At 61.2% G+C, this 24663-nt stretch carries 19 protein-coding genes; 6 read left to right on the top strand and 13 right to left on the bottom strand.

Going from position 1 to position 24663, the window contains the following annotated elements; genetic code table 11:
- Positions 1-9: 9 nt before the first annotated feature.
- Both VJ651_RS13490 and VJ651_RS13485 read right to left on the bottom strand, forming a co-directional pair.
- The gene (locus VJ651_RS13490; protein WP_324107946.1) at positions 10-1992 is read right to left on the bottom strand and encodes a nucleoside-diphosphate sugar epimerase/dehydratase; all 1983 of its coding nucleotides are present in this window, start codon (positions 1990-1992) and stop codon (positions 10-12) included.
- A 260-nt stretch (positions 1993-2252) separates the two neighbouring features.
- Positions 2253-3488 (bottom strand): hypothetical protein, encoded by a 1236-nt coding sequence (locus VJ651_RS13485; RefSeq protein ID WP_324107945.1) that lies wholly within the window; start codon positions 3486-3488, stop codon positions 2253-2255.
- A gap of 475 nt (positions 3489-3963) precedes the next feature.
- On the opposite strand from VJ651_RS13485, the gene VJ651_RS13480 reads away from it, so the two are divergent.
- From VJ651_RS13480 to VJ651_RS13460, 5 genes are all read left to right on the top strand, one after another.
- Positions 3964-5358: a hypothetical protein gene (locus VJ651_RS13480; protein WP_324107944.1), complete on the top strand. Its 1395-nt coding sequence runs from the start codon at positions 3964-3966 to the stop codon at positions 5356-5358.
- A 37-nt stretch (positions 5359-5395) separates the two neighbouring features.
- Positions 5396-6667, top strand: coding sequence for a glycosyltransferase family 4 protein (locus VJ651_RS13475; protein ID WP_324107943.1), 1272 nt, complete (start codon positions 5396-5398; stop codon positions 6665-6667).
- Between the two features lie 52 nt (positions 6668-6719).
- On the top strand, positions 6720-8153 hold the full coding sequence (locus VJ651_RS13470; protein ID WP_324107942.1) for a UDP-glucose/GDP-mannose dehydrogenase family protein: 1434 nt from the start codon (positions 6720-6722) through the stop codon (positions 8151-8153).
- A gap of 35 nt (positions 8154-8188) precedes the next feature.
- Positions 8189-9313, top strand: a complete 1125-nt coding sequence (locus VJ651_RS13465; RefSeq protein ID WP_324107941.1) for a DegT/DnrJ/EryC1/StrS family aminotransferase — start codon at positions 8189-8191, stop codon at positions 9311-9313.
- A gap of 308 nt (positions 9314-9621) precedes the next feature.
- On the top strand, positions 9622-11349 hold the full coding sequence (locus VJ651_RS13460; protein WP_324107940.1) for a hypothetical protein: 1728 nt from the start codon (positions 9622-9624) through the stop codon (positions 11347-11349).
- A gap of 71 nt (positions 11350-11420) precedes the next feature.
- Here VJ651_RS13460 and VJ651_RS13455 read toward each other — a convergent pair whose 3' ends face one another.
- From VJ651_RS13455 to VJ651_RS13405, 11 genes are all read right to left on the bottom strand, one after another.
- The gene (locus VJ651_RS13455) at positions 11421-12017 is read right to left on the bottom strand and encodes a membrane-associated phospholipid phosphatase (protein WP_324107939.1); all 597 of its coding nucleotides are present in this window, start codon (positions 12015-12017) and stop codon (positions 11421-11423) included.
- Between the two features lie 25 nt (positions 12018-12042).
- Positions 12043-13233: a DegT/DnrJ/EryC1/StrS aminotransferase family protein gene (locus VJ651_RS13450; RefSeq protein ID WP_324107938.1), complete on the bottom strand. Its 1191-nt coding sequence runs from the start codon at positions 13231-13233 to the stop codon at positions 12043-12045.
- Complete coding sequence (locus VJ651_RS13445; protein WP_324107937.1) at positions 13190-13888, bottom strand: acetyltransferase; 699 nt, start codon at positions 13886-13888, stop codon at positions 13190-13192. The genes VJ651_RS13450 and VJ651_RS13445 overlap by 44 nt, the downstream gene beginning before the upstream one ends.
- 74 nt (positions 13889-13962) lie before the next feature.
- Complete coding sequence (locus tag VJ651_RS13440; protein ID WP_324107936.1) at positions 13963-14640, bottom strand: PIG-L deacetylase family protein; 678 nt, start codon at positions 14638-14640, stop codon at positions 13963-13965.
- Positions 14637-15611: a methionyl-tRNA formyltransferase gene (locus VJ651_RS13435; RefSeq protein ID WP_324107935.1), complete on the bottom strand. Its 975-nt coding sequence runs from the start codon at positions 15609-15611 to the stop codon at positions 14637-14639. Before VJ651_RS13435 ends, VJ651_RS13440 begins: the two co-directional genes overlap by 4 nt.
- Positions 15608-16165 carry a sugar transferase gene (locus VJ651_RS13430; protein ID WP_324107934.1) on the bottom strand — a complete coding sequence of 186 codons (558 nt, stop codon included), beginning with the start codon at positions 16163-16165 and terminating at the stop codon, positions 15608-15610. The genes VJ651_RS13435 and VJ651_RS13430 overlap by 4 nt, the downstream gene beginning before the upstream one ends.
- A 32-nt stretch (positions 16166-16197) precedes the next feature.
- Positions 16198-17352 carry a GNAT family N-acetyltransferase gene (locus VJ651_RS13425; RefSeq protein ID WP_324107933.1) on the bottom strand — a complete coding sequence of 385 codons (1155 nt, stop codon included), beginning with the start codon at positions 17350-17352 and terminating at the stop codon, positions 16198-16200.
- Positions 17353-17363: 11 nt separating this feature from the next.
- Positions 17364-18485 (bottom strand): hypothetical protein, encoded by a 1122-nt coding sequence (locus VJ651_RS13420; RefSeq protein ID WP_324107932.1) that lies wholly within the window; start codon positions 18483-18485, stop codon positions 17364-17366.
- Positions 18486-18499: 14 nt separating this feature from the next.
- On the bottom strand, positions 18500-19360 hold the full coding sequence (locus VJ651_RS13415) for a formyltransferase family protein (RefSeq protein ID WP_324107931.1): 861 nt from the start codon (positions 19358-19360) through the stop codon (positions 18500-18502).
- 85 nt (positions 19361-19445) lie between these two features.
- Entirely contained in the window at positions 19446-21695 is a 2250-nt protein-coding gene (locus VJ651_RS13410; RefSeq protein WP_324107930.1) for a polysaccharide biosynthesis tyrosine autokinase, read from the bottom strand.
- A 277-nt stretch (positions 21696-21972) separates the two neighbouring features.
- Positions 21973-23859 carry a glycosyl transferase gene (locus VJ651_RS13405; RefSeq protein WP_324107929.1) on the bottom strand — a complete coding sequence of 629 codons (1887 nt, stop codon included), beginning with the start codon at positions 23857-23859 and terminating at the stop codon, positions 21973-21975.
- A 260-nt stretch (positions 23860-24119) separates the two neighbouring features.
- On the opposite strand from VJ651_RS13405, the gene VJ651_RS13400 reads away from it, so the two are divergent.
- Positions 24120-24512 (top strand): YkvA family protein, encoded by a 393-nt coding sequence (locus VJ651_RS13400; protein WP_324107928.1) that lies wholly within the window; start codon positions 24120-24122, stop codon positions 24510-24512.
- The last annotated feature ends 151 nt before the right edge of the window (positions 24513-24663 follow it).

Here is a 24663-nt window from a genome sequence, read left to right as displayed (position 1 = left end):
GAGTCCGCGCTACCTGAAATTCTCGACAAGCGACAGGGATCGCAGCCGTGATGTCGAAGCCAGTGCGCCGGCCAATGCCCTGATGTCTTCCGACATGTCGTCGTCATTCGCTCTCGGCGTATACTCCCGGACCAGTTTTTGCAGGAGAAAACGGATCATGTTCCTGTCATTGGTCGTGCATGCCACCATCAGGTAAATGAGCTGCTGGTTGAGTTCTTCGGGATCGATCACGTATTCCGTCGTCGTCATGATGCGCGGGTGCTTGCTGCGTACGGCGTCCGATGCGGTAAACAGTTCTTCATACAGTTTTTCCCCCGGACGCAAGCCCACGAAGCGGATCTCGATATCGCCGCGGCTGTTCTTTTCATTTCTCTCGCTCAGCCCGCTCATGGCGATCATGGTGCGCGCCAGATCCACTATCCTCACCGGTTCGCCCATGTCCATCGCAAACACGTCGCCGCCGGTTGCCATCGCGCCGGCCTGCATCACGAGCTGGGCGGCCTCCGGGATCGACATGAAGTAGCGGACGATATCAGGATGGGTAATGGTGATCGGACCGCCGCACTCGATCTGCTTTCGGAATAAAGGGACTACCGATCCGGAGGATCCCAGCACATTGCCGAAACGCACCATGCAGAACTTCGTGCCGGCGGCAGCCTTGAGCGCCGCCGCCTGGAAGATCAGTTCGGCGACACGCTTGCTGGCGCCCATCACGCTGGTGGGACGCACGGCCTTGTCGCTCGATATCAGCACGCAGGTCTGGACATGGAGCTTGTGGGCCGCATTGGCGACGACCTGGGCGCTCATGACATTGTTGCGCACTCCCTCGGCCATGTTGCTTTCCACGAGCGGTACATGCTTGTAGGCCGCTGCATGGTAGATCGTATTGATTTCATGTTCATCGATGATGCGTTCCACCAGCCCGGCGTCGCACGTCGAGCCAAGATGGCTGACGATGCAGCCGTCCGGGAAGCGCGCCTGGAGTTCGGACTCGATGCTGTAGAGCGCGTATTCAGAATGATCCAGCACGTGCAGCGTGCGCGGCGCCAGCGTGATGATCTGACGACACAGCTCGCTGCCGATGGAGCCGCCGCCGCCCGTCACGAGCACATTCTTGCCCCGCACGCATCTGGCGAACAGATCGGGATCGGGCCGGATCGGCTCGCGGCCAAGCAGGTCGTCGACCTTCAGGTCGCGGATGGAGCGCGTCGAAATCGCGTTGTCGGCCAGCTCCATCAGGCTGCACAGAATTTTCACCCGCGCGTTCGACCGGTTGGCGCGATACATGATTTCCCTGCGCTGCTCGGCCGTGGCGGAAGGAATCGCGATGACAATCAGACCGATGCGCCGCTGATTTACGATCTCGGCCAGGCGCTCCGAGTGGAACACCTTCAGGCCGGCCACGTTGCGCTGATCGAGCGAGCGCTTGTCGTCGAAAAAGCAGACCGGGAGATAGCGGCCGTTGACGCGCATGGCACGCGCCAGCTTGGAGCCCGCTTCACCCGCGCCATAGATTCCCACCAGGCATTCCGGCTTCATGCGTGCGGCCGGGTTGCTGTTGCGCAGGAAGGCGCGCGCCACCAGCCGCGACGTGACCACATACGAAAACGCCGTGAACCAGTAGATCATCAGCGCGTTGTGCGGCAGGCCGCGGTAATCCAGCAGGCGCAGCAGCATGTAGGTGAACAGGATGGCAAGGGCCAGTCCGAATCCGGTCGCAGTCAACAGCCGCTGGTCGATGAAGCGGACGACCGCGCCATACAGGCCGGTCATCGCGAACACGCTGATGGTGATCAGGGGTATCAGGATATACGGAGCGATGCCATGGTCCACGATTGCACCTGCGTGGCCGACGCGGAGCAGCATCGCGACGAAGAAGCACAGAGGAAGGGAAACCAGGTCGACGACGATCATCAGCGCCACTTTGCTGCGCCTCGACATGGACACCAGCGCCAATCCGAAGCGATAGGCAAACGTCTGGCTTGTTTCCAACCGAATCTCCCTCGCACATTGATGCGTATTGATGAACAAAACTCCATCGTCCCTGCCGTCGAAACGACACCTTAACTGTAACGTTCGGGTGACAAAAAAATAAGTATTTAATTTCGATCGATTTATTGAATAAGCGGCCTTGCCGATCCATTTTTTCGATGCGCGGCGCGCGCAACCATCTGATGCAGGCAAGCGGTGGGCATGCGTCGCGCGCAGGCGTCGCCAATTCAAATTTGCGATCGGTACAGTGGAATGGCGTGTCAGGCGGATAGCGGCATGATGTCCAGCTGCGGGCGTGCGGAAGACGGATGACCGTGCCAGGACGATCGGCTGCAGCAGTAATGCGAATATCGGCCGAGCGCGGCGGCGATGAGTACGTCAGTGAAATTCTTTGCGGTCAAAAGCAAAAGTATCGTGACGAACAGCAGCGCGAAGCTCAGCACGAATTCATCCGATCGCGCTTTCCTGTCTTGCATGGCCATGTCGGCACATACGCGATACATCGGCACCAGCAACAGGCCGGCCAGGAACAGGAAGCCCGACAGGCCGAGGTCGACCCAGGCGGAGAAAATATTATGGATATAGTCGCCGGACCCGCCGAGCGCCACATAACTACCATAGTCACCCAGCAGCGGATGGTCCGCGATCGTCCTCAGGCCGTGCAGGAGGAGGGAATTGCGCGCTTGCCATGAAGAATCCGCCGACAAGTGCAGGATTTCCAGCGTCCTGTTGCTTGGAAGGACGGCAATCAATTCATCGAAGTAAAGCGTGCACAGCGCGATCACGACACCCGCGAATACAAGGATCAGCCAGCGGTACCTGGCATAGAAGACTTCGATCAGGAACACCGTGATCGTCAAGGCGATGAGTTCGCTGCGCGCGCCGTTCATGAACAGCGCCGGAATGCAGAGCGCGTATATCAGCATGCGCAGCGGAATGCTGTTCGTGAATGCCGCCACTGCCAGTGCCGTGAGGAAGTAGGACCGCGCGAATCCCTGGTACGACGCGAGGCTTTCGGTGTCGCCGAGCGCGCTGTCCTGTTTGAGGTAGAACATGCCGTCGACCGACAGATAGAACACCAGCGCGGTCATGACAATCAGGGTCACAAAGGCAGCCCATCTGACAATGCTGGCTCGGAAGTCGGCCATCTTGAAGACGATGAAGACGACGACGAATTGAAGAATCGCAAGAAGGTGGTCCTTGACGACATCCTGGTCGGCTCCGCCGGCCGCATTGAATGCAACGACCAAGAGAAAATACAGGAGATAAAGAAAGAAGAAGATGTCGAAGCGCGGCAGGTAACGCAAGTCCTTCATGACTTCGATCAGATAGAGACCGAACAGGAACGGCGCGAACGCCAGCGCAACCCATGAAAAATACCCGCCCAGCATGGGGCCGATCATTTCGGTGCCCAAGGCTGAATGGTAAAAGAAAAAGCCGGGAAACAACGCGAAGAAGGCGAGATGCGCCATGCTCCGGCTGACTGAACTGAACATCACTCTTGTCATATTGATCGCAGGTGGCCGCAGCGGCCCAAGCGCCTGTTTGAAAAATCGTCGCGCACTGCAGTTTTTCAAGCAGGCTCCAAGTCCGCAGTCTGCGCAGAAGACAGTGTTCACGGCTTGAGCTTTTTCAAACATCGATGCGACGCACGGAATGCATCGAAAAAACTGCTCGGATCCGACACGTTTGCGGCCGACGCATCAATATCTTGTATTTTTTATTTTTCACAGCCTTCACTAGACTGGGAACGGGGCTGCGCTTCAGCATGTATTCAGCATGTATTCGCAGGGGAAGTGTCTTTTCCGTGTCACCTTTATTCACGCATGTGCCGGCTGAAAATTGAGAATCTTTCGACCTTACGCTTTTTGTTTCCTCGCGGTTTTCTGGACAGGTGCAAGCGGCCAGCAGGTCGCAACACCGCATTCCGGATTTGCATGCGGTTCAAGCGTCGAGGCGGAAGCCTGGAGCTTGTGGGATACGGACGTGCGCGCCTACCTGCAACAGCAGTTGCTGCGTGACCGTCTGTTGGGACAAGGCGATGTGTACGCGCTCTACGATTTCCAGACCTTCACCCACAACGCGGTATCGATGGCACGGCGCTGCGGCCGCAACGATCGCCTTTCCGACATCGCGGCACTGGTCGCTGATGCCTACAAGGCCATGGAGCCGGGAACAGTGCTGTCGCCGGGGCGGAAATGGATATGTCGCGGCGGCACCATTTGCACGGAAAAGAACCGTCTGCTCAGCACGGAAGTGATGCTCACCAGCGTGCAGTTCCTCGGCCTCGCGTCCTCGCTTGCCAATGCGCTGGCAACCTCCGGCCGTCCCCTGGGAGACACGGATCGCGCTTTCGTACATGACACCGCCCACATCGCTGCCGAACATCTGCTGCGATGGGGAAACGACGCGGCGATCAAGCGCATGGAGGTCAATGCCCGCGCGCGTCCGGACCAGGTCAAGGACGGTACTTCCGAACTGTTCTTCACCGACAAGCCACTCTGGCAGATCACGATCTACGCGGAACTGGCCGGCATCTTTTATCGCAAGGATCCCTCGCTCGCCACGTTGAACGGTACAGTCAACCGCACCGAGGCCGAGCGCATGCGCAGGCACCTCGGCGCATTGTTGCGCTTCTTCTCGGCACGCGTTTCGTATCACGCTCCAGGCAAGCAAGCGCCCGTGCGCGGAAAAGCGGCAGACCTGGACCGCGGCTACTGGCGTCACTATGCCGACGGCCGCTACGCCGCTTACGAAGGCGCGGAGAAGCCGGTGGTGTGTTCACCCGCGGACGACGGAAGCAAGGATGCCAGGCCGCATGTGCGGGTGACGGCCGAATCGGTGCCGCGCCGCCAGGACACCGGCTGGGATATCAGCCACGCGCGGCGCCTGGTGCATGCACTCGATGCGCTCGAACGCAACCGCGCGGCGATGAAGGCGGACTATGCGCTGGACGACAGGCAATTGCCGCCGGCCGGCCTTGTCAACGCATTTGCCAACGCGCTGGTCGCCGATATCTGGAACGGCGACACGGAGCGCCCGCTGTTCTCCAATTACTGGTCAGGCGCGAACGGCTGGTATCGCGTTGCCTACGACAACGGCACCGGCCAGTGCGTCGAAGGAACGCCGCCCTTCGGATTGAGCGATGCCTTCCCCACCGGCGGCTATGTGACCTGGGCGCGCTACAACCCGGCCATCGGAACGCTCGGGAAAAATCTCTACGCATTGACGAACCGCTCCGACCCGGACGCCCGGTCCTTCGTCGATCACTACTATCGATCGCTGGGGCCGGCGGCGAACGCGCCGGCACGCATGCTGTCGCGATTCATGTTCGTGTCGTCGCTGGCCGGAAGCGTGGGCAAATGACAATCCACCCAGGCCGATCATTTCGGGAGAGTGCTGCATGAAACAGGTATGGATCCTCAATCACTACGCGCTCGAGCCCAGCAGCGCGGGCGGGACGCGCCACTTCGACCTCGCCGCGAACCTGCGCGAGCATGGCTGGCAGGCGACGATCATTGCGGCCAGCGTCGAGCATCCGACCGGCCGGCAGCGCCTCGCGCCGGATGAACGGCGGCGCCACGAGTGCCTCTCCGGCATCCCCTTCCTGTGGATACGTACCCCGGAATACAAAGGCAACGGCCTATCCCGCATCCTCAACATGTTTGCCTACACCTGGCGCGTGCTGCTGCCCTCCTCCGTGCGCGGGCTTGCCCCGCCCGATATTGTGGTCGGCTCCAGCGTGCATCCGTTGGCGGCACTGGCCGGACTGGTGCTGGCGCGGCGCCATGGCGTCCCGTTCATCTTCGAGGTGCGCGACCTCTGGCCGCAGACGCTCATCGATTTCGGAAAGCTGCGCGAGCGGAGCATGACTGCATGGATGCTGCGCCGACTCGAGAGCTGGCTGTACCGGCGCGCGGCGCGCATCGTCGTCTTGCTGCCCTACGCCGGCGACTACATCGCATCGATGGGCATTTCCCGGGAGAAGGTCGTCTGGATTCCGAATGGCGTCGAATTGTCCACCTTCGGGGAGAGCACCGACATGTCGCGGACGGGACCGCTGGCCGCATTTGAGCTGATGTATTTTGGTTCACATGGACAGGCCAACGGACTGGAACCGCTGGTGCACGCCATGAAACTCGTGTCCGATCACGTTCCGGCCGGCGCAGTGCGCCTGCGCATGATCGGCGGCGGGCCGCTGAAGCCGCGGCTGATGCAGTTGGCGCAGTCGCTCGGCCTTGACAACATCTCCTTTGAAGCGGCCGTCCCCAAGCACGCGATTCCCGCGCTCGCCGCCCAGGCCGATGCGTTCGTGATCACGGTGGTCGGTCTGCCGCGCCTGTATCGTTTCGGCATCAGCATGAACAAGTTGTTCGACTATCTGGCTGCGGCGCGGCCGGTGATCATCGCCTCCAGCGCCGCCAACAATCCCGTGCGCGATGCCGATGCCGGGCTCACGGTGCCGCCGGATGATCCGGACGCGCTGGCGCAAGCCATTCTCACGCTCTACCGCATGTCGCCGCAGGAACGCCTGCACATGGGCGTCGCCGGACGCCGCCATGTGGAGATGCATTACAGCTTCAACCGCCTGGCCGCACGACTGGCGGTCGCGCTCGACGAATGCCTGCCCAGCGCGACGCAAGCCGAAGCAAACGACACGGTGCACATCGGCTGACACGCGACGAGGTTACCAATTTCGCCTTCAAACTACTGACTGGAAACCAGGAATGAATATCACGATTATCGGATCCGGCTATGTCGGCCTTGTGACTGGCGCCTGCCTCGCCGAGCTGGGCAACACCGTCCTCTGCCTGGACGTGGATGCACGCAAGGTCGCCATGCTCAATGCCGGCGAGGTGCCGATCTACGAACCGGGGCTCAAGGACATCATCGAGCGCAACCGCACGGCGGGACGCCTGCTCTTTTCCACCGACGTGAAGGCCGGCGTGGCCCACGGCGACATCCAGTTCATCGCGGTCGGCACGCCGCCCGACGAAGACGGCTCGGCCGACCTGAGCCACGTGCTGGCCGCAGCGCGCAACATCGGCCGCCATATGGACCGGTTCAAGGTCATCGTCAACAAGTCGACCGTGCCGGTCGGCACCGCGCAACGCGTGCGGCAGGCGGTCGCGGAAGAACTGGCGCAACGCGACCTGCCCCGGCTGGAGTTTGCGGTGGTGTCCAATCCCGAGTTCCTGAAGGAGGGGTCGGCGGTGGAGGATTTCATGCATCCGGATCGCATCGTCATCGGCGTGGAAGACAATGCGACCGGGGCGCGTGCGCAAAGCCTCATGCGCGCCGTGTACGCGCCGTTCACGCGCAACCATGAGCGCACCTTTTACATGGACGTCATTTCGGCGGAGCTGACCAAGTACGCCGCCAATGCCATGCTCGCCACCCGCATCAGTTTCATGAACGAACTGGCCAACCTCGCCGACAAGGTGGGCGCGGATATCGAGCTGGTGCGCCAGGGAATCGGCTCCGACCCGCGCATCGGCTACAGCTTCCTGTATGCCGGCACGGGCTATGGCGGTTCCTGCTTTCCCAAGGACGTGCAGGCGCTGTCGCGCGTCGCGGCCCGCTTCGGCCACACGCTGAACGTGCTGGATGCGGTCGATGCGGTCAACGACAGCCAGAAGCGGGTGCTGGCCGAAAAGATCGTCAACTGCTTCGGCGATGATCTTTCAGGCCGGACCTTTGCCCTGTGGGGTCTCGCGTTCAAGCCGAACACCGATGACATGCGTGAGGCACCGAGCCGTGTCCTAATCCGCGAACTGCTCTCGCGCGGCGCGCGCATCCGCGCCCATGACCCCGTGGCGATGCCGGAAGCACAGCACGTGCTCGCGCGGGATTTCGCGGACACGCCCCGGCTGCTGGAGCATATCTCCTATGTCGGACGATCCATGGATGCGCTCGCCGACGCCGATGCACTGGTGATCGTGACGGAGTGGAAGGCATTCCGCAGCCCGGACTTCGCGGCGATCAAGGCGGGGCTCAGGCAACCGCTGATCTTCGACGGCCGCAACCTGTACGACCCGGCACAGATGCGCGAGGCCGGAATCGACTATCGCGCAATCGGCCGCAGTTCGCGCATGCCGCCCCCGCCTCCCCTGCCGTCCCGCGAGCCGATTGCGGGCACGCACAATGCGGCCTGGTCCTGATCCGGAAATTGTCAACCACCATCGCGACCCATACCATGAAAAACATTGCCGTCCCGTTTGCGGACCTGTACGCACAATACCTTTCCATCAAGCCTGAAATCGATGCCGCGATCGCCGCGGTGATCCGCGAATCGGCCTTCATCCGCGGCCCGCATGTCGAGACCTTCGAGCAGGAATTTGCAGCCGCGCTGGGTATGCCGCATTGCGTTTCCTGCGGCAACGGCACCGATGCGCTCTACATTGCCATGCATGCATTGGGGGTGCGCCCCGGCGATGAGGTGATCACCTCCGCGCACTCATGGATCGCGACGTCGGAAACCGTCACCCAGGCCGGCGGCAAGGTGGTGTTCTGCGACACGGATGCCGACACCTTCACGATCGATCCGGCGCAGGTCGAGGCCCGCATCACGCCGCGCACCGTCGGCATCATTCCGGTGCATCTCTACGGCCAGGCTGCCGACATGGAGCCGATCATGGCGATCGCACGCAAGCACAAGCTGTGGGTGATCGAGGACTGCGCGCAGGCCCACTTCGCCCGTTACCAGGGACGCATGGTCGGCACCTTCGGCCATGCCGCCACCTTTTCCTTCTATCCGGGCAAGAACCTCGGCGCGATGGGCGATGCCGGCGCAATCGTGACTGCCGACGCCGGACTGGCGCAACAAATGGCGATATACGCACGGCACGGCGGCTTGTTCAAGGGCGACCATCAGATCGAGGGGATCAACAGCCGGCTGGACGGCATGCAGGCGGCGATCCTGTCGGTGAAGCTGCGGCATCTCGCCGCGTGGACCGATGCGCGCCGCGAGTGGGCCGCCAGCTATCGCAAGGCGCTGTCCGCCACGCCGGACCTGTCGGTCCCGCATGCGGCCCCGGGACGCGACCATGTGTTCCATCTGTATGTCGTGCGCCACCGCCTGCGCGACGCGCTGGCGGCGCATCTGCGCGATGCCGGCATCCAGACTGTGGTCAACTATCCGGTTGCACTTCCCTTTCTTCCCGCCTATCGCCGCCTCGGACATCGCCACGAGGATTTTCCGAATGCATTTGCGAATCAGCAAACGATTCTCTCCTTGCCGCTCTTTCCGGAAATGACGCACGGCCAGCATTCACATGTCGTGGCCGAAGTGTCACGCTTTTGCGGGGCGAAGGCTTCCTGACGCAATGCAACGCTGCGTCACACGAATGACGCAGCAATCCCGCACTTCCTGAAGACCCGTGCTGCAGCGGCACGGGCCGCTCGCGGACTTCATCGCAATGCATTGCGATGAAGTCCGCGAATCGCATCTCCCTCCACGCACGCATGCCGTCAGCGTGTCGCACGCCGCGATAGTGCGATTTCTTAGCGCATTTTTCATCGTATTGCTCCCCTTGTAACGCAATGAAACAAATTCCAATGGGAACTATTTTCCCTTCGGCAAGCTCTGACGTGGGCATTTTTGTTTCGTCAATTCAGAGGGAAGCCAACGTGTCATCTATATTAAAGCAGCAGTTTTTCAGAGCTGCAGTGTCCTGCGCCTGTGCTAGTGTCCTGCTCGCCGCCTGTGGTGGCGGCAGCACCGACGATCCGACGCAATCCGATCAAGCCGCCTCCGAAAATGCGGGTACGAACCTCACGGCGGGATATCTGCGCTGGAAAAAGAAGTCCCCGGCACCCGCTCCGGCACCAGCGCCTGCTCCTGCACCAGCACCTGCTCCTGCACCAGCACCTGCTCCTGCACCCGCGCCGGCACCTGCACCGGCCCCAGCGCCTGCTCCCGATCCGGGAACGGTCAACCGTTTCGCCTGTGGCGGCAGTGCGGAAGCCGCGGTATGGAAGCTGTGGGACGGCAATACCTACATGCACAACTATCTGGTGCAAAACCTGCTGCAAGACCGTCTGCTCACGCAGCACGATGTGTACGCCTTGTACGAGTTCCAGATCATTTCCAACAACACCTGGTTCATGGCGCAGCGTTGCGGCGAGCCCAGCCGCCTGCGGGAGGTCGCGCAGCACATCCGCACCGCATACAGCGCCCTGGAGCAGACCTCGACGGGACGCCAGTGGATCTGCCGCGGCGGCTCCATCTGCACCGACAACGGTTACATCGGCAAGGAAGTGATGCTGGCCAGCGTGCAGTTCCTCGGCCTCGCCACCCAGGTCGCCAATGCGCTCGCGCATTCCGGCGCGACGCTGACCGACGCTGACAAGCAGTTCATCAACGACACCATCCAGATCACCGCCGAGCACATGGCTCGCTGGGGCAGCGACTGGACCATCAATAACCTGAACCAGATCGCCACCAAGACCGCGGCCGACATCACGGACAGCTCGGACGCGTATTTCTTCTCCGACAAATACCTCTGGCAGATCATCATCTATTCGGAGCTGTCCGGCCTGCGCCAATGGCAGCACGACCAGAGTATCGCCGAGAGTGCCGTCGTGCTGAACAACGCCACCCGCATGCACGACCATCTGAGCGCCCTGCTGAAGCTCTTCAACGCACGCGTCTCGCTGCTGCGCACCTCGACCGGCCGCCTCGGCGCGGACATGTCGACGGCGGACATGGCCGACCTGGACCGCGGCTACTGGAGGCTCGCCGCGCATAACGGCTGGTCCGGCTATCAAGGCAGCACCAAGCCGGTGCAGTGCTCGCCGACCAAGCAGGTCAATGTTGCATCCAGCAGCTCGACCCGCAGCCCGGATATCGGCTGGGACTTCAACCACGCGCGTCGTCTCGTGCACGGCATGGATGCGCTGGAGCGCAGCCGCGACACGCTCAAGAGCGCCTTCGGCTTGACCGATGCGCAGCTGCCATCGACCGCATTGCCGCGCGCGTTTGCGGCCACGCTGGTGAATACGGTCTGGAATGGCGACAAGGCCGCGCCGCTGTTCTCCAATTACTGGAGCGGCGCCAACGGCTACTATCTCGCCCAGTACGACAGCTCGACCTGCGTGGAAGGACATGTGCCTTACGGGATTACCGACTCCTTCGCGACCGGCGGCTACATCACCTGGGCGCGCCACTTCCCGCTCATCGCCGAACTGGGTGTCAGGTTGTACGACATGATGAATTCGCCGACCGATTCGGGGTCGCCATTCATGACCAAGTACTACCAGCGCCTGAGCGCCTCGGGTGATCCGGAGAACAAAGCCATTTCGCAGTTCATGTTCATTCCGAGCCTGGTCGGCGTGCCGAACGTCGTGGGATGGTAAGCGCCACCTGTTGACCGCGCATATGGAAAGGCCGGCATGGCAACATGCCGGCTTTTTTTGTTGGCGCGCCGTCAGCAGCGCGAGTCACGGGTGATAAACGGCTTTTCGTTGCCGGACAAGTGCAGCGCGGCCGACACCATCCAGCGCTCCAGCGAACCTGGCCTGAGCTGCCAGACCACAAGAAAGACAAGTGCGCTGCCCACGAGCAGTGCAGGGTTGACCGGCGCCGTCGGCAGGCTGGCCGACTTCCTGATGAATCCGAGGCTGACCGTGCCGCCGATCAGGGTGCCGCCGACGATTTCCGGGATCGAATGGAAATCGTAGAATGCCAGGCATGCGCCCATCGCCAGGCTGAAGGCGATGCCGAGCAGTACGCCGACGGCCCGCACCTTCACTGAATTCCCCTGCAACAGCAGATACATCCCCACCGGTGCCACGGAGGTGGTGAGGTATGCATGGCCGCTCATCGCCTTGAACGCGATCGACGGGATCCCGACGCCCCATCCCATGAAGGCCATCTTCGATGCAATGATCAGACCAAGGCCGGACAGGAACAGCAAGGACCACCACAACGCGACGCGATATCCGCGCGATACGAGAAGCCAGGCACCGATGGCCGCCGCGGCAGGCAGCATGAACGACGTGCCGCCCACATAAACCAGTTTCATCCATGGAATCAAGTTCCGTCCCTCCTCATGTGCCGCTGGTTCCGCCGGACGCCTGCGTCAGAACCTCTTCGAGCACGCTGCATGTCTTTTCAATGTCGGCTTCGGACAGCGTCGGATGCACCAGGAACATCAGGCTGGTTTCGCCCAGTTCCCTGGCAACCGGGAGCCGTTCCGCCGGCCGATAGCCGCTGCCGTCGAATGCCTTCTCAAGATAGACCTCGGGGCAGGTGCCGTGATAGCACGGTACGCCGCGCGCAACGATTTCGGCAAGAATGCGGTCGCGCGACCAACCGTCGGCCAGTCGCTCCGGCTCGACAAAGGCATAGAACTTGTAATAGGCATGCCGCACATGGCCGGGAACGTCCGGCACCCGCACGGCGGGAAACTGCCGGCACACGGTGGCAATGCGCTCGGCATGCATACGCCGCCGCTCGCCCCATTCCGGCATGCGACGCAACTGGATGCGGCCGATCGCCGCCTGCATTTCCAGCATCCGCATGTTGGTGCCGAAAGATTCATGCACCCAGCGAAAACCCGGCGCGGCAGCATGCTCATGCATCGCCTCCCATGACTTTCCATGATCCTTGAACGACCACATGGACGCCCACCATTCCCGGTTGCTGGTCGTCGCCATGCCGCCCTCGCCGCCTGTCGTCATGATCTTGTCCTGGCAAAAGGACCAGGCCGCGATATGCCCCAGGCTGCCCACACTGCGCCCCTTGTAGCGCGCGCCATGCGCCTGCGCGCAGTCTTCGACCACATGCAGACCATGTTCGCCCGCCAGCGCCATGATCGGATCCATGTCGCACGGCATGCCCGCCAGGTGAACGCAGATGACTGCCCGGGTGCGCGGCGTCAGCACCGCGCGGATGGTGTCTGCGCTGATGTTCTGGCTGTTCCGGTCGACATCGGCAAACACCGGTCTGGCACCGCGGCCGACGATGCAACTGGCGGAAGCCATGAAGGTGCGCGGCGTGACCACCACCTCATCGCCCGGCCCGATACACAGCGCATGGAGCGCCACCTCCAGCGCCGCCGTGCCATTGGCAAGCGCGACGGCATGCTGCGTGCCGGCCCAGGCAGCGAACTCCCGTTCGAACTCGCAACACTCGACGCCGGTCCAGTAATTCACCTTGTTGGAAAGCAGTATGTTCCTGGCCGAGTTCGCCTCTTCACTTGTGTAGCTTGGCCACGGGGGGAACGGGGTATTCAGCATGACTGGTCTCCTCTCGACGGTCTGTTTCTTTCCTGTGCATGATCCTTGCCGGATTGCCTACCATGGTGACGCCGTCCGGAACATCCGACACCACCACTGCGCCGGCGCCGATCATGACCTTGCTGCCGACGGTAATCTGCTGGCGGATGCACGCTCCGATGCCGATCCAGCTCGCATCGCCGATGCCCACCTCGCCGGCAAGATTGGCCCCCGGGCTGACGTGCACGGCGGTTCCCAGCACGCAGTCGTGCTCCACAATCGCGCCGGTATTGATGATGCAGGCAGGTCCAAGCATGGCGCCGATATTGATCACCGCGCCGGCAAACACCACGCTGCCGGCACCAATGCTGGCGTGCCGGCTGACGCTACTCGCCGGATGAATCACGTTCACCAGTGAGAAGCCCGCATCCTGCAACTGAAACGCAATACGCGCGCGCAGCGCATTGTCGCCAATGGCAACCACTACGTCGCAGCTGTCCGACGGTAGTTGCATGAAGGCGTGAATCGATCCGACATAAGGCCATGGCCCATTCTCCACGCGCTGCGGCCAGGCGTCGTCGTAGAAGACGATATCGTCCCAGCGACAGCATGCTTCCGCCGCATCGGCAACGACCTTGCCGTGCCCGCCTCCGCCGAGAATGGCAAGCCGCCTCACGTGGGTTTATCCCTGAGTTGTCCGTTCATGCCTGAGCCCTCACCGCATCTGCCGTATTCTTCCTCACTCCCGGATTACTCCCGCAGCACCGTGCGGACCGTCATGAAAGCCTCCGCATGCTTCACCGAAATGGTCGCGCCGCGAAAACGCGCCAGCGCATCCATGGCATCGAGCGAGCGGGGATGCGGCGAGTCCTTGAGCTGCGAAGCGAAGCAGCGCATCGCATCGAGCTTTTTCGAAAATACGCTGCTGACTTCGACGAAGTGGTCCGGGATGAAGGCGTCATCGCCAAAGGGATGGCCCCACTCCGTTTCGGACAGCGTTTCGTACGCATAGATATTACGCACGCTCGACTGTGCCAGCGGCCGGCATGCCACCAGAGCCGCGCCGAACACAACCGCATGGTCATGATGCAGGTCGCCGCGGTGCGGCACATAGACGGTCTCCGGCCTGAACTCGGCGATCGCTTCGCCAAGCGACTGCGATATCTTGTAGCGGGGATACTGGTCGAGGCGGGGCGCGGGGAAATCGAAAAAGACTGTCCGCTGCACGCCGAGCAATGCATGGGCGCGTTGCGCCTCCCTGCGCGCCGCTTCCACTGCCGCGACCGGGAAAATCTCCGGTGCGCCGAGAGATGCATTGGTCATGATCGCGACGGCCACCTTGTCGCCGGCGGCCACATGCCGGGCGATGCTGGCGCCGCAGCCCAGCACTTCATCATCCGCATGCGGCGCAATCACCAGGATATTCATAAGCCAAGCCTCCCCTTGATGAGATCAAGTTCGCGCCTGAGCGCATGGATTTCGGTTTCCGGGCAATATCCCAGGCGCATGCCAACGCGCAGCCCGGTTTCCTGCCGTCCCGCGTCATGCTCGAAGGAATAGTCGTTGATCCAGAGCAGGCCGTTGCCCGTTTGCACCAGCGCGCGGCGGTCGCTTGTCATCTTCAGGATGCGCCCGACCACGCCCTTGATCGCCAGTCCGGTTTCGATCGCGCTCTGCCAGATGAACAGCCTGCGCGCATCGGTGAAGGTGAATGCGCCGGGATGCGGCCGCGTGCTGGCCTTGACCAGGCGATCGATTTCAACTGCGTCGCGATGCCAGTCGATCCTGCCGTCTTCCGGCGCGCGCCGGCCATACTCGGTGACAAGCCGATCGTCCTGCGGCACCGGGTCCCATTCGCCGCGCTTGAGCGCGGGCAGCCAGTCGTCAAGCGCTGTTGCCAGCGCCCGCAGCGCCTTCTTTTCCACGCTGCCTGCATCGTCATCCGGCAGGATGGCAAAGGATACCTGCCTGAAAATCGGACCCGCATCCGCTTCGCGATCGATGAGAAACAGCGTGGACGCGCCCACGTTTTCCTCCAGCACGAGCCATGCGATTGGCGCCCTGCCCCGTCCCTTGGGCAGACAGGTCGGATGAAAGCCGATGCAGCCCAGGCGCGCGCTGGCGATGATCGCTTCCGACACCAGCTGCGACAAGCCGACCACGAAGATGAGGTCGTAGCCGGCCGCAGCGATTTCCTCCTCGTGGGCATTGATTTTCCGGAAGGGCGTATAGGCGATGTCGCGCTCCATGCAAGGCGCACGCAGGGATGCGTAGCCGCTCACCCGGGAATCGTCCTCCGGCTCATAGCCATAAACGCGCTGCGGCGCCATTCCATGCTGGAGCAGTTTCTGCAGGGTCAGCAGGCTGGAATTGACGGCACCGATCAATGCAAGCTTCATGGCACCGTTCTCTTTTCACCAAACAGCACGACAAAAACCGTTTTCCAGAGGATCCGGCAATCGGTGACGAAACTCAGGTTGTCGACGTACATGCGGTCCAGGCGCCAGCGCTCCGGCCAGCTCAGAAAGATGTTGCCATTGACCTGCGCCAGCCCCGTCAGGCCCGGGCGCACGGCAATGCGCGACCTGCCGTTCTCGTCGAACTCCTCCTGCAGATCGGGCAGGCATGGCCGCGGCCCGACGATGCTCATGTCCCCTTTCAATACGTTCAACAGCTGAGGCAATTCGTCGATCTTGAATCGCCGGATGAACTTCCCGACGCGCGTGACTTCCGGATCGCTGCCATATACCTGTCTCGCCGGCGTGCGCGGCACATCCGCCATGGACCTGAACTTGTACAGATCGAATATCCTTCCGTTCAACCCCAGCCGTTTTTGCGTGAACAGGATGGGACCTGGACTGTCCAGCTTCAACAGCACGGCAGTCAGGAGCAGGATCGGTGCGACGAGCAGCAGCAGGGCGAAAGCTGCCAGCAAGTCAAAAGGTCGCTTCAAGAAAATCCTGTACATTGCCTGCCCCGCCTTCGTCATTGCGACCCGCTGCGCCGCAGCTCCTCGTTTCCCTCGTCCTGCTGGTCTTCCACGGGCGCCAGGTAGCGCGGAAAAAAGCCGGGAACGGGCAGCCAGCACCTTCCATTGCGGTGTTCATGGTCGCGCCGCACTTCCTCAAGACAACGATAGGCATCCGGATCGTGGATGATCCTGCGCAGGGTGAACGGGACGATGTGGTCCGGATCGAACGACTGCTTGAACCGGAACAACTCATCGCCTGGCCCCAGCCCGCCGCCCAGCACCAGCCATTTGTAGCCGTTCCTACCTCCCCACAGGATCACTTCGTGTTTGAGCAGGTTGTTGGGCCGCTTCGCAAACGCCGATGCCAGCGATCCTCCAAGGAAGGAATAAATCGTGTCACGGGAAAGCAGCAGAAGTTCCGACGACACGATCTGATCCTGATCATAGACATGCACATACATCGTCGCCTTGCGCTTTCCCAAGCTGAATGCCAGTTGCCTGAAACGCTCGGCAGCAAAGAAGTAGCTGCCGGCCGCGCCACGGCGCGTCATTGTCTGATAGTAGATATCGAGAAAGCTGTCGAGATGCTCGCCTTCCGGGTCGAACACCACGCGCAAACCCGATTTCATGGCGCGATTCACATTGCTGCGCACGGCATGCTTGTACTTGCTCCAGATCTCTTCCGGCGTGCGGTCAAGCTTGACGAGGACATTCGGCTGCTGGTCCACTTCCCCTTGCGTGCGGCGCGCAAGCCTCGCCGGGAAAATGTCCTCGCGCACGAATTGACTGACGAAATGCCGCTCCCTCAGTTCCTGGTCCAGCAGGCATTCGAAGGCTTGCGAGGCGGCCGGCATGTGCTCCACCTTGCCTTCAAAGAGCGCGCCGCCGTATCCGTAAGGGGAAACGAGATGCCGCCACGACTGCCGGACGTCCCTGAACGGGAGGAAGCTGTTGACGCCGCAGTGAAAGAAGGGATAAATGATCCTCGCGCCCTCCGCATGCTGGCAGACCACGGCCGCCGGCTGGTAATGTTCGGGCCGCACCAGCTCCAGGAAGCCTGGATGGTCATGCGGCCGCTTGTGTTCGCTTTCCTCCCAGTATTTCTCGTAGACGGCGCAATCGGTGCGGTCATCCAGGTTCAACCAGGTTATCGATGTGTTCTTGTCCATGGCTCGGATCGTCATGCTTCGCCGTGCCGCTGCGGCGCATACGAGATGGAAAATTCGCGGACAAGGCCGGCCACGCGGGCCATGTCCGCCTCGGAATAGCGCGCATCGCAATGAACGGACAGCATCTTGCGGCTCAACTCCCGGTGCTCCGGCGGCACGCCTTCACACACCGGGGTCTCCAGCGGCCACAGGACTGCGGGATAGACGCGACGGCTGATCAGGTATTCCAGCAGATGACGCCGCCGCGCCGGCGTGTCGAGCACAATGACGCAGGAAAACGGGCATATCCCTTGCCCGTCGCCCGGCGGCAAAACTTCCAGGCCCGGAATCTCTCGCAGCGTCTGACTCAGGCACGCGTGGTTTTGCCGGCGTGTCGAACGCATGTGCTGTACGGGAAGGCTGCGCAGCAGGTTCGCGCTCCACATCGTCATCGCGGAAGCATCCCCGGTACGCAGGCTTTCCTCTGCCTCGGCGTAGAGATTGCGGAAATCGTCCTTGCTGATCGCATGCCCGTACAGGTACAGGTTCTTGAGCAGCATCGCGGCGATCTTTTTCGAAGATGCTTCTTGCCGTTCCCGAGTCGGACCGACCGGCGGTGGCAACGCGTGGCCGGCCGGCGACCACAACATTGCGCCGTCTGGAACCGGCAGCGTTTTGCGCAGGGAAGCGACGCACCAGTCGGCCTTGCTTGACATGGCCCAGTCCGACCAGGGGTCGTGCGTATGATCCTCGATGATCTCGATCCGTCCGCGCGCCATGTCCCGGTAATCCGGCCTGCTGCCGAGACCGAAGAAGTTCACTTTCAGGACGACATCGCCGTCTCTCGTCGCAACATCGCCGAGGGGGATGTGCCGCGGCCCGGGCTCATCCGGGTACAAGACCATGTCCATGCCTGCGCCCTTGAGGCTGGCGACCACAAACTGGCAGTAATACGACGGCACCAGCAGGCGCTTCCATCCGCGTGTCTTCATGCCATGCAGGAGAAGCGCGCGGAAGGCGTCGCGTCCCGAGGCATAAGGTCTTGCGTCATCCTGCCACGGATCGGCCGTCCGGTCGGCGGCCGCATACTGCATCAGGTGGAAATCCGATCCCTGCTCCCATCTTTCCTCACTTCGTGTTGTGGTTTTCGGCAATTGAATCTTCCTCATCAGTTCGTTAAGGCCATTCCTTCGCGCAGTTCGCGCCCACCGTCGATGCCGGACATGCGCAGATAGCCATCCCTGAGCTTCACGACGAGCGTATCGTCATAGTTGAAGATGACCGTCCCATCACTTACGGAAGAAAACTTTTCGTCCATGTACTTGCCCACGACGCGCGAAGCACGCGGTACAAGATAGAGAGTGTCTCGAAACCGGAATCGCGCCATTTGTCCTGGAACAGAAAACGCTGCGATCCGGCGCAGGGTCAGGTCAATCGGATCCTTGAAATCGATCTGCATCGCGTTGTCGCTGCGGTTGAAGTAAAGTCGGCCGCTGCTCAAATGGCGCAGCTCATCCTGGCCGGGCAAAAAATCGCGGGCATGCGCCTTTCTGAAGGCATCGCCTTCTGCCAGGAAGGCGAGCCGATAGAGCAGGCCGAGATCGGCGCCCTCTTCCACATCCACGTGGACGCGCGCGATGACGGCGCCCGTATCGATACCGTCATCCATCTCGTGGCAGCTTGCACCGAGCGGCTGGCTGTACAGGATCGCGCCGTTCACCGGATGCTTGCCCTTCAAATTGGGCAGCAGGGAAGGATGGACGTTGACGAATTGCTGGCCGTCCTTCTTGAGCAGGGAGACCGGAATGATGTAAGGGCAGCCATTCGATATCAGCAACTCGAAATCCGCCTGCCGCACCGCGTTGATCAATTGCCGCTTGCTGTGCAGCACGGTGAATTCCACGCCGCTGCGCGCGAGCCGTTCCTGCAGCGGCGAGCCGTCCACGGCGAGAATTGCGGACAGCTCCAGGCCCAGCTCCCATGCCGCATCAAGGACCGCGGACCGGCTACCGACAAATAATGCTTTCACTGTTTAATCGTTCGGACTGTTGGGATGCATGGTTAACGACGCACGGGAATGGCATGAAGCGCCTGCCGCTTCTGTCATGGCAGCGTCACGCATTGGTAGCCTTGTATTTCCCATATCTGGCCCCATAGCCATAGCGCGCGGATCCGGTTCGCGCATCATTGAATACCGTGCCGGTCACCGTATAGCCGGCCTGGTTCAGGCCTTTCACCGCATCTTCGATTTCGACCACGGTGCTGTAGCCGCCGCGCACCACATTCAGGATCACGCCTGCGTGCGATGCGACAGCGAGCGCGTCCGACGCCGCCAGCACCGGAGGGGTATCGATCAGGACGTAGTCGTAATGCCCTGCAAGCGCCGCCAGGAGCTGACCGAAGTTGCCATGCGCCAGCAGTTCCGCCGGCCGTTTCGTCATGCTGCCGGCCGTGATGAAGTCGACGTTATCGACCACGCCCCGGTGAATGACCCGTTCCGGCCCGATGCTGCCGCTGATGGCATCCGCCAGGCCGGTGCCACGTTCCATATCGAAATAGCGATGCAGGTCGCCGGCGCGCAGATCGGCATCAATGAGCAGCGCCCTCTTGCCGAGCGATGCGAGCACGGCGGCAAAATTCACTGACACGAAAGACTTGCCGACACCCTGCGTCGGGCCGGTGATCATGATGATGTTGTTGCTGGAACTGGCCATCGCATACTGCAGGAAATTACGCAGCCGGCGCAGGCTGTCGAGCGTGCTGTCGAAAGGCGCATCCTGCGGCAGGATGGAAGGCTTGCGCGCACCGCCGCCAAATGGTCCGGGCAGCCTCGCCTGACCCGGCCGGTGCGGGATCGTCGCGCTGACCGGAAGCCCGAGCAATTGTTCGATTTCGTACGGGGTGTCGACGCGGCCATGAATCGTCTTCCATATGAACGCAAAAATGATCCCCAGCACTGTGCCGGCAATGAGCGCCAGCGAGATGATCAAAAGCGCCTTTGGCTTGACGGGCTTGATCGGCACCGCCGCGATATCCAGCAGGCGTGCATTGCCGACTTCGCTGGAGGCCGCCAACCGCAGCTGCTGCGCCGTTCCGAGCAGGCTGGTGTAGAGGTCGGTATTCACCTTCACGTCACGGCTCAGGTGAATTGCCTCCTGTTCGAGGTCGGGCAGCTCCCTGATCCTGGATTCCAGTCGCGCCAGTTGCCGGTCAAGCCCCTCGATCTGCCGGTTCACCTGGACCAGCACCGGATGCTGATCCTGGTATTTGGTCTGGAATTCGATTTTCTTCTGGTTGAGCTCGACGAGCCGATTCTGGATGCCTACCGACTGGTCCAGCAGCATCTTGCTTTCGGCAGCGAGGTCATAAGTCCTGTGTCGGTTGCGGAACTCCTTGTAGCGGTCTTCCGATGTTTCAAGCTGTTCCTTCAGCTCGGGCAACTGCCTGTCGAGGAATGCCAATGATTTCTGCGCCTTCTCCGACTTGCGGTCCACGTTCAGACTCACATACTCGCGGCCGATCTGGTTCAGCACGGCGCTGGTCAGCACGGGATCGCCACCTTCCAGTGCCACCGCGATGATGCCGGATTGCTTGCCCTTTTCCGTCACGCGCACGTCTTTCTGCAGCTTTTCGACAGCCTCCAGCTCGGCATGGCGGATGAGCTCGAACTGCGCGCCGGGCCGCGCAGCAAGATGCGTCACACTCAGTTCGATGTTACCGCCATCAGTCCTTGCGACCAGGCGTTCGCCTACCTTTCCCTTGAGATCGATCCCGTCCCTGTCGCGCGTCAGACGGTACGTGCCGTCCCCTTGCGCGGTCAGAACGAAGGTACGGCCTTCCAGCGCGGCCGGCACATTGAAGACATCCACATCCGCGCGCTCCGCGCCCCAGACATAGCCGCCATAGCCAAGCAATCCCGGATTCGACAGACCCTTGCTGCGGCGCGCGACCCATGCGCCGATACCGGGGAAATACTTCGGTTTCACGACGAGATCAAGCCGCATATGCTGCACCGCCCGCGACAGGACAGTGCGCGAGCGCAGGATTTCCATTTCCGATGCCGTCGCAGTGCGAATGTCGAACGCAGTCGACAGGTCGCTTTGGATATTTTTTGGCGCGCCAGTACTGGAACTGGCCGAGGTGTCTTCGACCTGGACAAGAATGTTCGCTTCGTAGATCGGCACGGCAACAAGGACATACGTCACGGCGAGCAAGGTGACCAGCAACGCGATGCCGGCGATCAGCCAGCGGTAGTCAGCAAGGAAGGAGAGATGTTTTCCGACCTCGACCGCATCGCTCCTCTCGTTCATGGGATGTATCTGCTGGACGGCAAGAGGTTGTACCTGCTGGATGGGTGCGTTCATGTGCATGCTTTGCTGGACAGTGGTGCCTGGCGGTTTGCGCACGGCCGTCTTTCGCATCCCGGATTTTTCCATGCAGGAATGCCAAGTGCCGACGATATCGGTGCGTTGTAATCAGTAATCTTCCGGCCGCGACGCATGCCGCAGCCCCTTTTTACTTTACTGATGTTGGATGCGAAAAATAAGTAGCGAATTTCGATGCGACGATGACGCGCACCGGCTGACCGATTGAATTATTCGATTGGCGCTGCCGGAACGGCTGGCAAGGCGCCGCTCGACATCAATGGTTATCGGACGAAGACACAACTACGAGCCGTGCGGCGAGGCTGGATGCCTCAAAGAGCCAGAAGCGCTCACGCAAATCCGAGGGACGCGCTCCTTCCCAGACAAGCCGCCAGCGGCGGTCGACATTATGTGGAGGCATGACCGCAAGACCGTTAATCAATAGCAAGTCGCAGTTATTGTGGGTCTTGACTTCAGTTCGCACAGTGTTGACACCGAGAATATAGTGCAGCATTGCCCGTTCCGATTCACCGAGTCCGGCGCTCGCAATGCAATGATGCTCTCGCGGCAGCGCCATCCGCATCGACACGAAAACGCTGCGATAGCTCTTTGCATAGTCAAGCCAGCCCAGCCAGAGCGTGGAAATGAGTCCCCAGCATAAAGCCAGCCCGGCAACCCAGGTCACCAGGCCGCGGCCCTGGACGCCCTTCAGCGCCCTGGCCACCAGTACCGGCAACGCCGTCAGCAGCAGGGCCGTGGTCACGATGTTGACGTCGAACGTCGGTCGATAATCAAGTGGCAGATATTGCCCCAGAGCCGCCAAGCTTTCCGGAAGCGGGCCTCGCACCAGCAACCATGCCCATATCGACCATATAACCACCGCCAAGGTGCCAAACAGCACGCGCGAACTCCAATCCCAGGCGCGGTCGAGGCGGGCCGGAAACGCATCGACCGCCGGCCCGGCAAGCAGGCACAGCGGCACTAGCAGCGGCAATGCATAATTGGGGCGCGCGGATGCCGATATCCATAGCACTGCCAGCAGTACGGCAAACAACGTGAGAGAAAATTGAACCGGCGCCCATGCCTGCGCATTGTCGCGCTGCTGCCAGAGCGCCATAAGGGCCAGCGGCAAGGCTGGAAACAAAAACCATGGAAGCGTCTCCGACCAGAAGTACGCCGTATGGGGCGCCCCGAGCATCGGGACGGAAAAGCCGACAAAGCGTCCGAGATTATTCAGCCAGAACCATTCCATGAACAGCGAAGGTGATCGCATGTACAAAGCGACAGGCCAGATCAGCAAGGCGGGCAGCGCAGTAAGCAGTGCAATTGCCAGTCCACGATAGTAGCTGCGCTCGCGCCATGTCTTGAAAAATAGCGGCAGCAGGATCGCCGTGAGTCCGAGGACGCCTGGCGCCAGCATGCCTTTGGCCAGAAAACCCATACCCACACCCAGCCCCAGCACGACACCCCCGGTGACCGCTCTGGTACGCGCAGTGGCGAATCCGCAGGCAGCCAGTGCAAAACCGGCCAGGACAGGTATATCGGTCAGCATGAGGTGGCTGTAGAACACCGTGCCGAGGCAGCCAAGCAGGGCGAACACGCTGTAACGGCCGCTGGCGGCATTCCACCAGTATCGAGAAACCCACCCAAGTGAGCCGCACGCGATCATCATGAAGATCCCCGTCGCCAGCCGGGCACCATCATGCAAAGGCAGCCAGGATGCAAAAAGACGGGCCGTCGCAGCGCCAAGCCAATAATAAAGCGGCGGTTTCTCCATGAAAGGTTCGCCTGCCATCGTCGGCACGACCCAATCGCCAGTATCCAGCAGATGCTCAATGATGCCGAAGATATAGGTCTCGTCCTGTTTCCATGGGTCATGCCCGATCAGGCCGGGCAAGAGAAAGGCGGCGACCAGGATCAGGAAGATTGCGCCCGGCAGGCTGCGGGCGACCGGCTTTGCCGGTTCGAGGATCGCGTGCCTGGCGCTGTCAAGGGCTAGCGGAGCCTTGTGCTCTGCGGACTGGGGCCGCTCTTCGAAAACGACGCGTGGGCAAGCTTGCGGTGGCCGCAGTTCGAGCATTGGCGCCAAAACCTTTCTTCGCCCCGAACCATTGTCTCGAGACCGAATATTTCTAATGAAGAAGATACTCTGCGGTGCGTGCATGGCAACAATTGCCGGCTCAGGTCTCGCACTCATCACGCTGACGCAGTATTTGAAGGCTATCGCAGGTGGCCGGTTCCATCTTGAGCGACGTCATCGTCTGCTTGTCGACAAGCCGGGCGCCATCAATACTACGGTTGTAAGCACTTGAGCCCCCTTCTGAGCTTGGCCTGTCCGCAACAACTTCGTTGTTCTTTATGCCCAGTGGAACCAAGTGAAATGGCGTATTCTTTCCGTTCACGCTAGCGGGAAAGTCATCGGGAATGTCGGTTCTTGAAACAATCAAGGTATGGGCCAAGAGTATCAAACGAGACGCCGTGATGCTTTGGTTCGCCCGCCGACATCCAGACACGCCGTTTTTGGCTAAAGCCCTGTGTGTTTTCACGGTGGCATACGCTTTAAGTCCGATTGACCTGATCCCGGACTTCATTCCCGTGCTCGGCTACGTCGATGATGCGCTGCTATTGCCCGCACTGATTTGGCTTGCGGTGCGCCTTCTCCCAGCCCATGTCACTCAGGAATGTCGAATGCAAGCAAAAGAATGGATGGCCAGAGAGAAGACAAAGCCTACGAGCTACGCCGGTGCCGCTGCCATCGTGGTTATCTGGCTGGCGGTCCTTTACCTCGGTTGGTGGTGGTACTCCCGTCGTAATTAATGCGGTGGCGTTCTAGAGAGTGTTATGAACTAAGGGATGGGAAAGAAGTCTGGCGAGCATGAATGCTCGCAAATCTTACCCAAGCGACGTGAGTGATGAAGAATGGGAATTCGTCGCGCCCTACCTTTCCTTGTTGCCATTGGATGCCAAG

The organism is Noviherbaspirillum sp. (genome assembly GCF_035254865.1).
In the GTDB taxonomy this organism is placed as follows: Bacteria; Pseudomonadota; Gammaproteobacteria; order Burkholderiales; family Burkholderiaceae_D; genus Noviherbaspirillum.
Note: the sequence above shows the minus strand (reverse complement) of the source record. Positions and strands in the feature narration are given on the sequence as shown.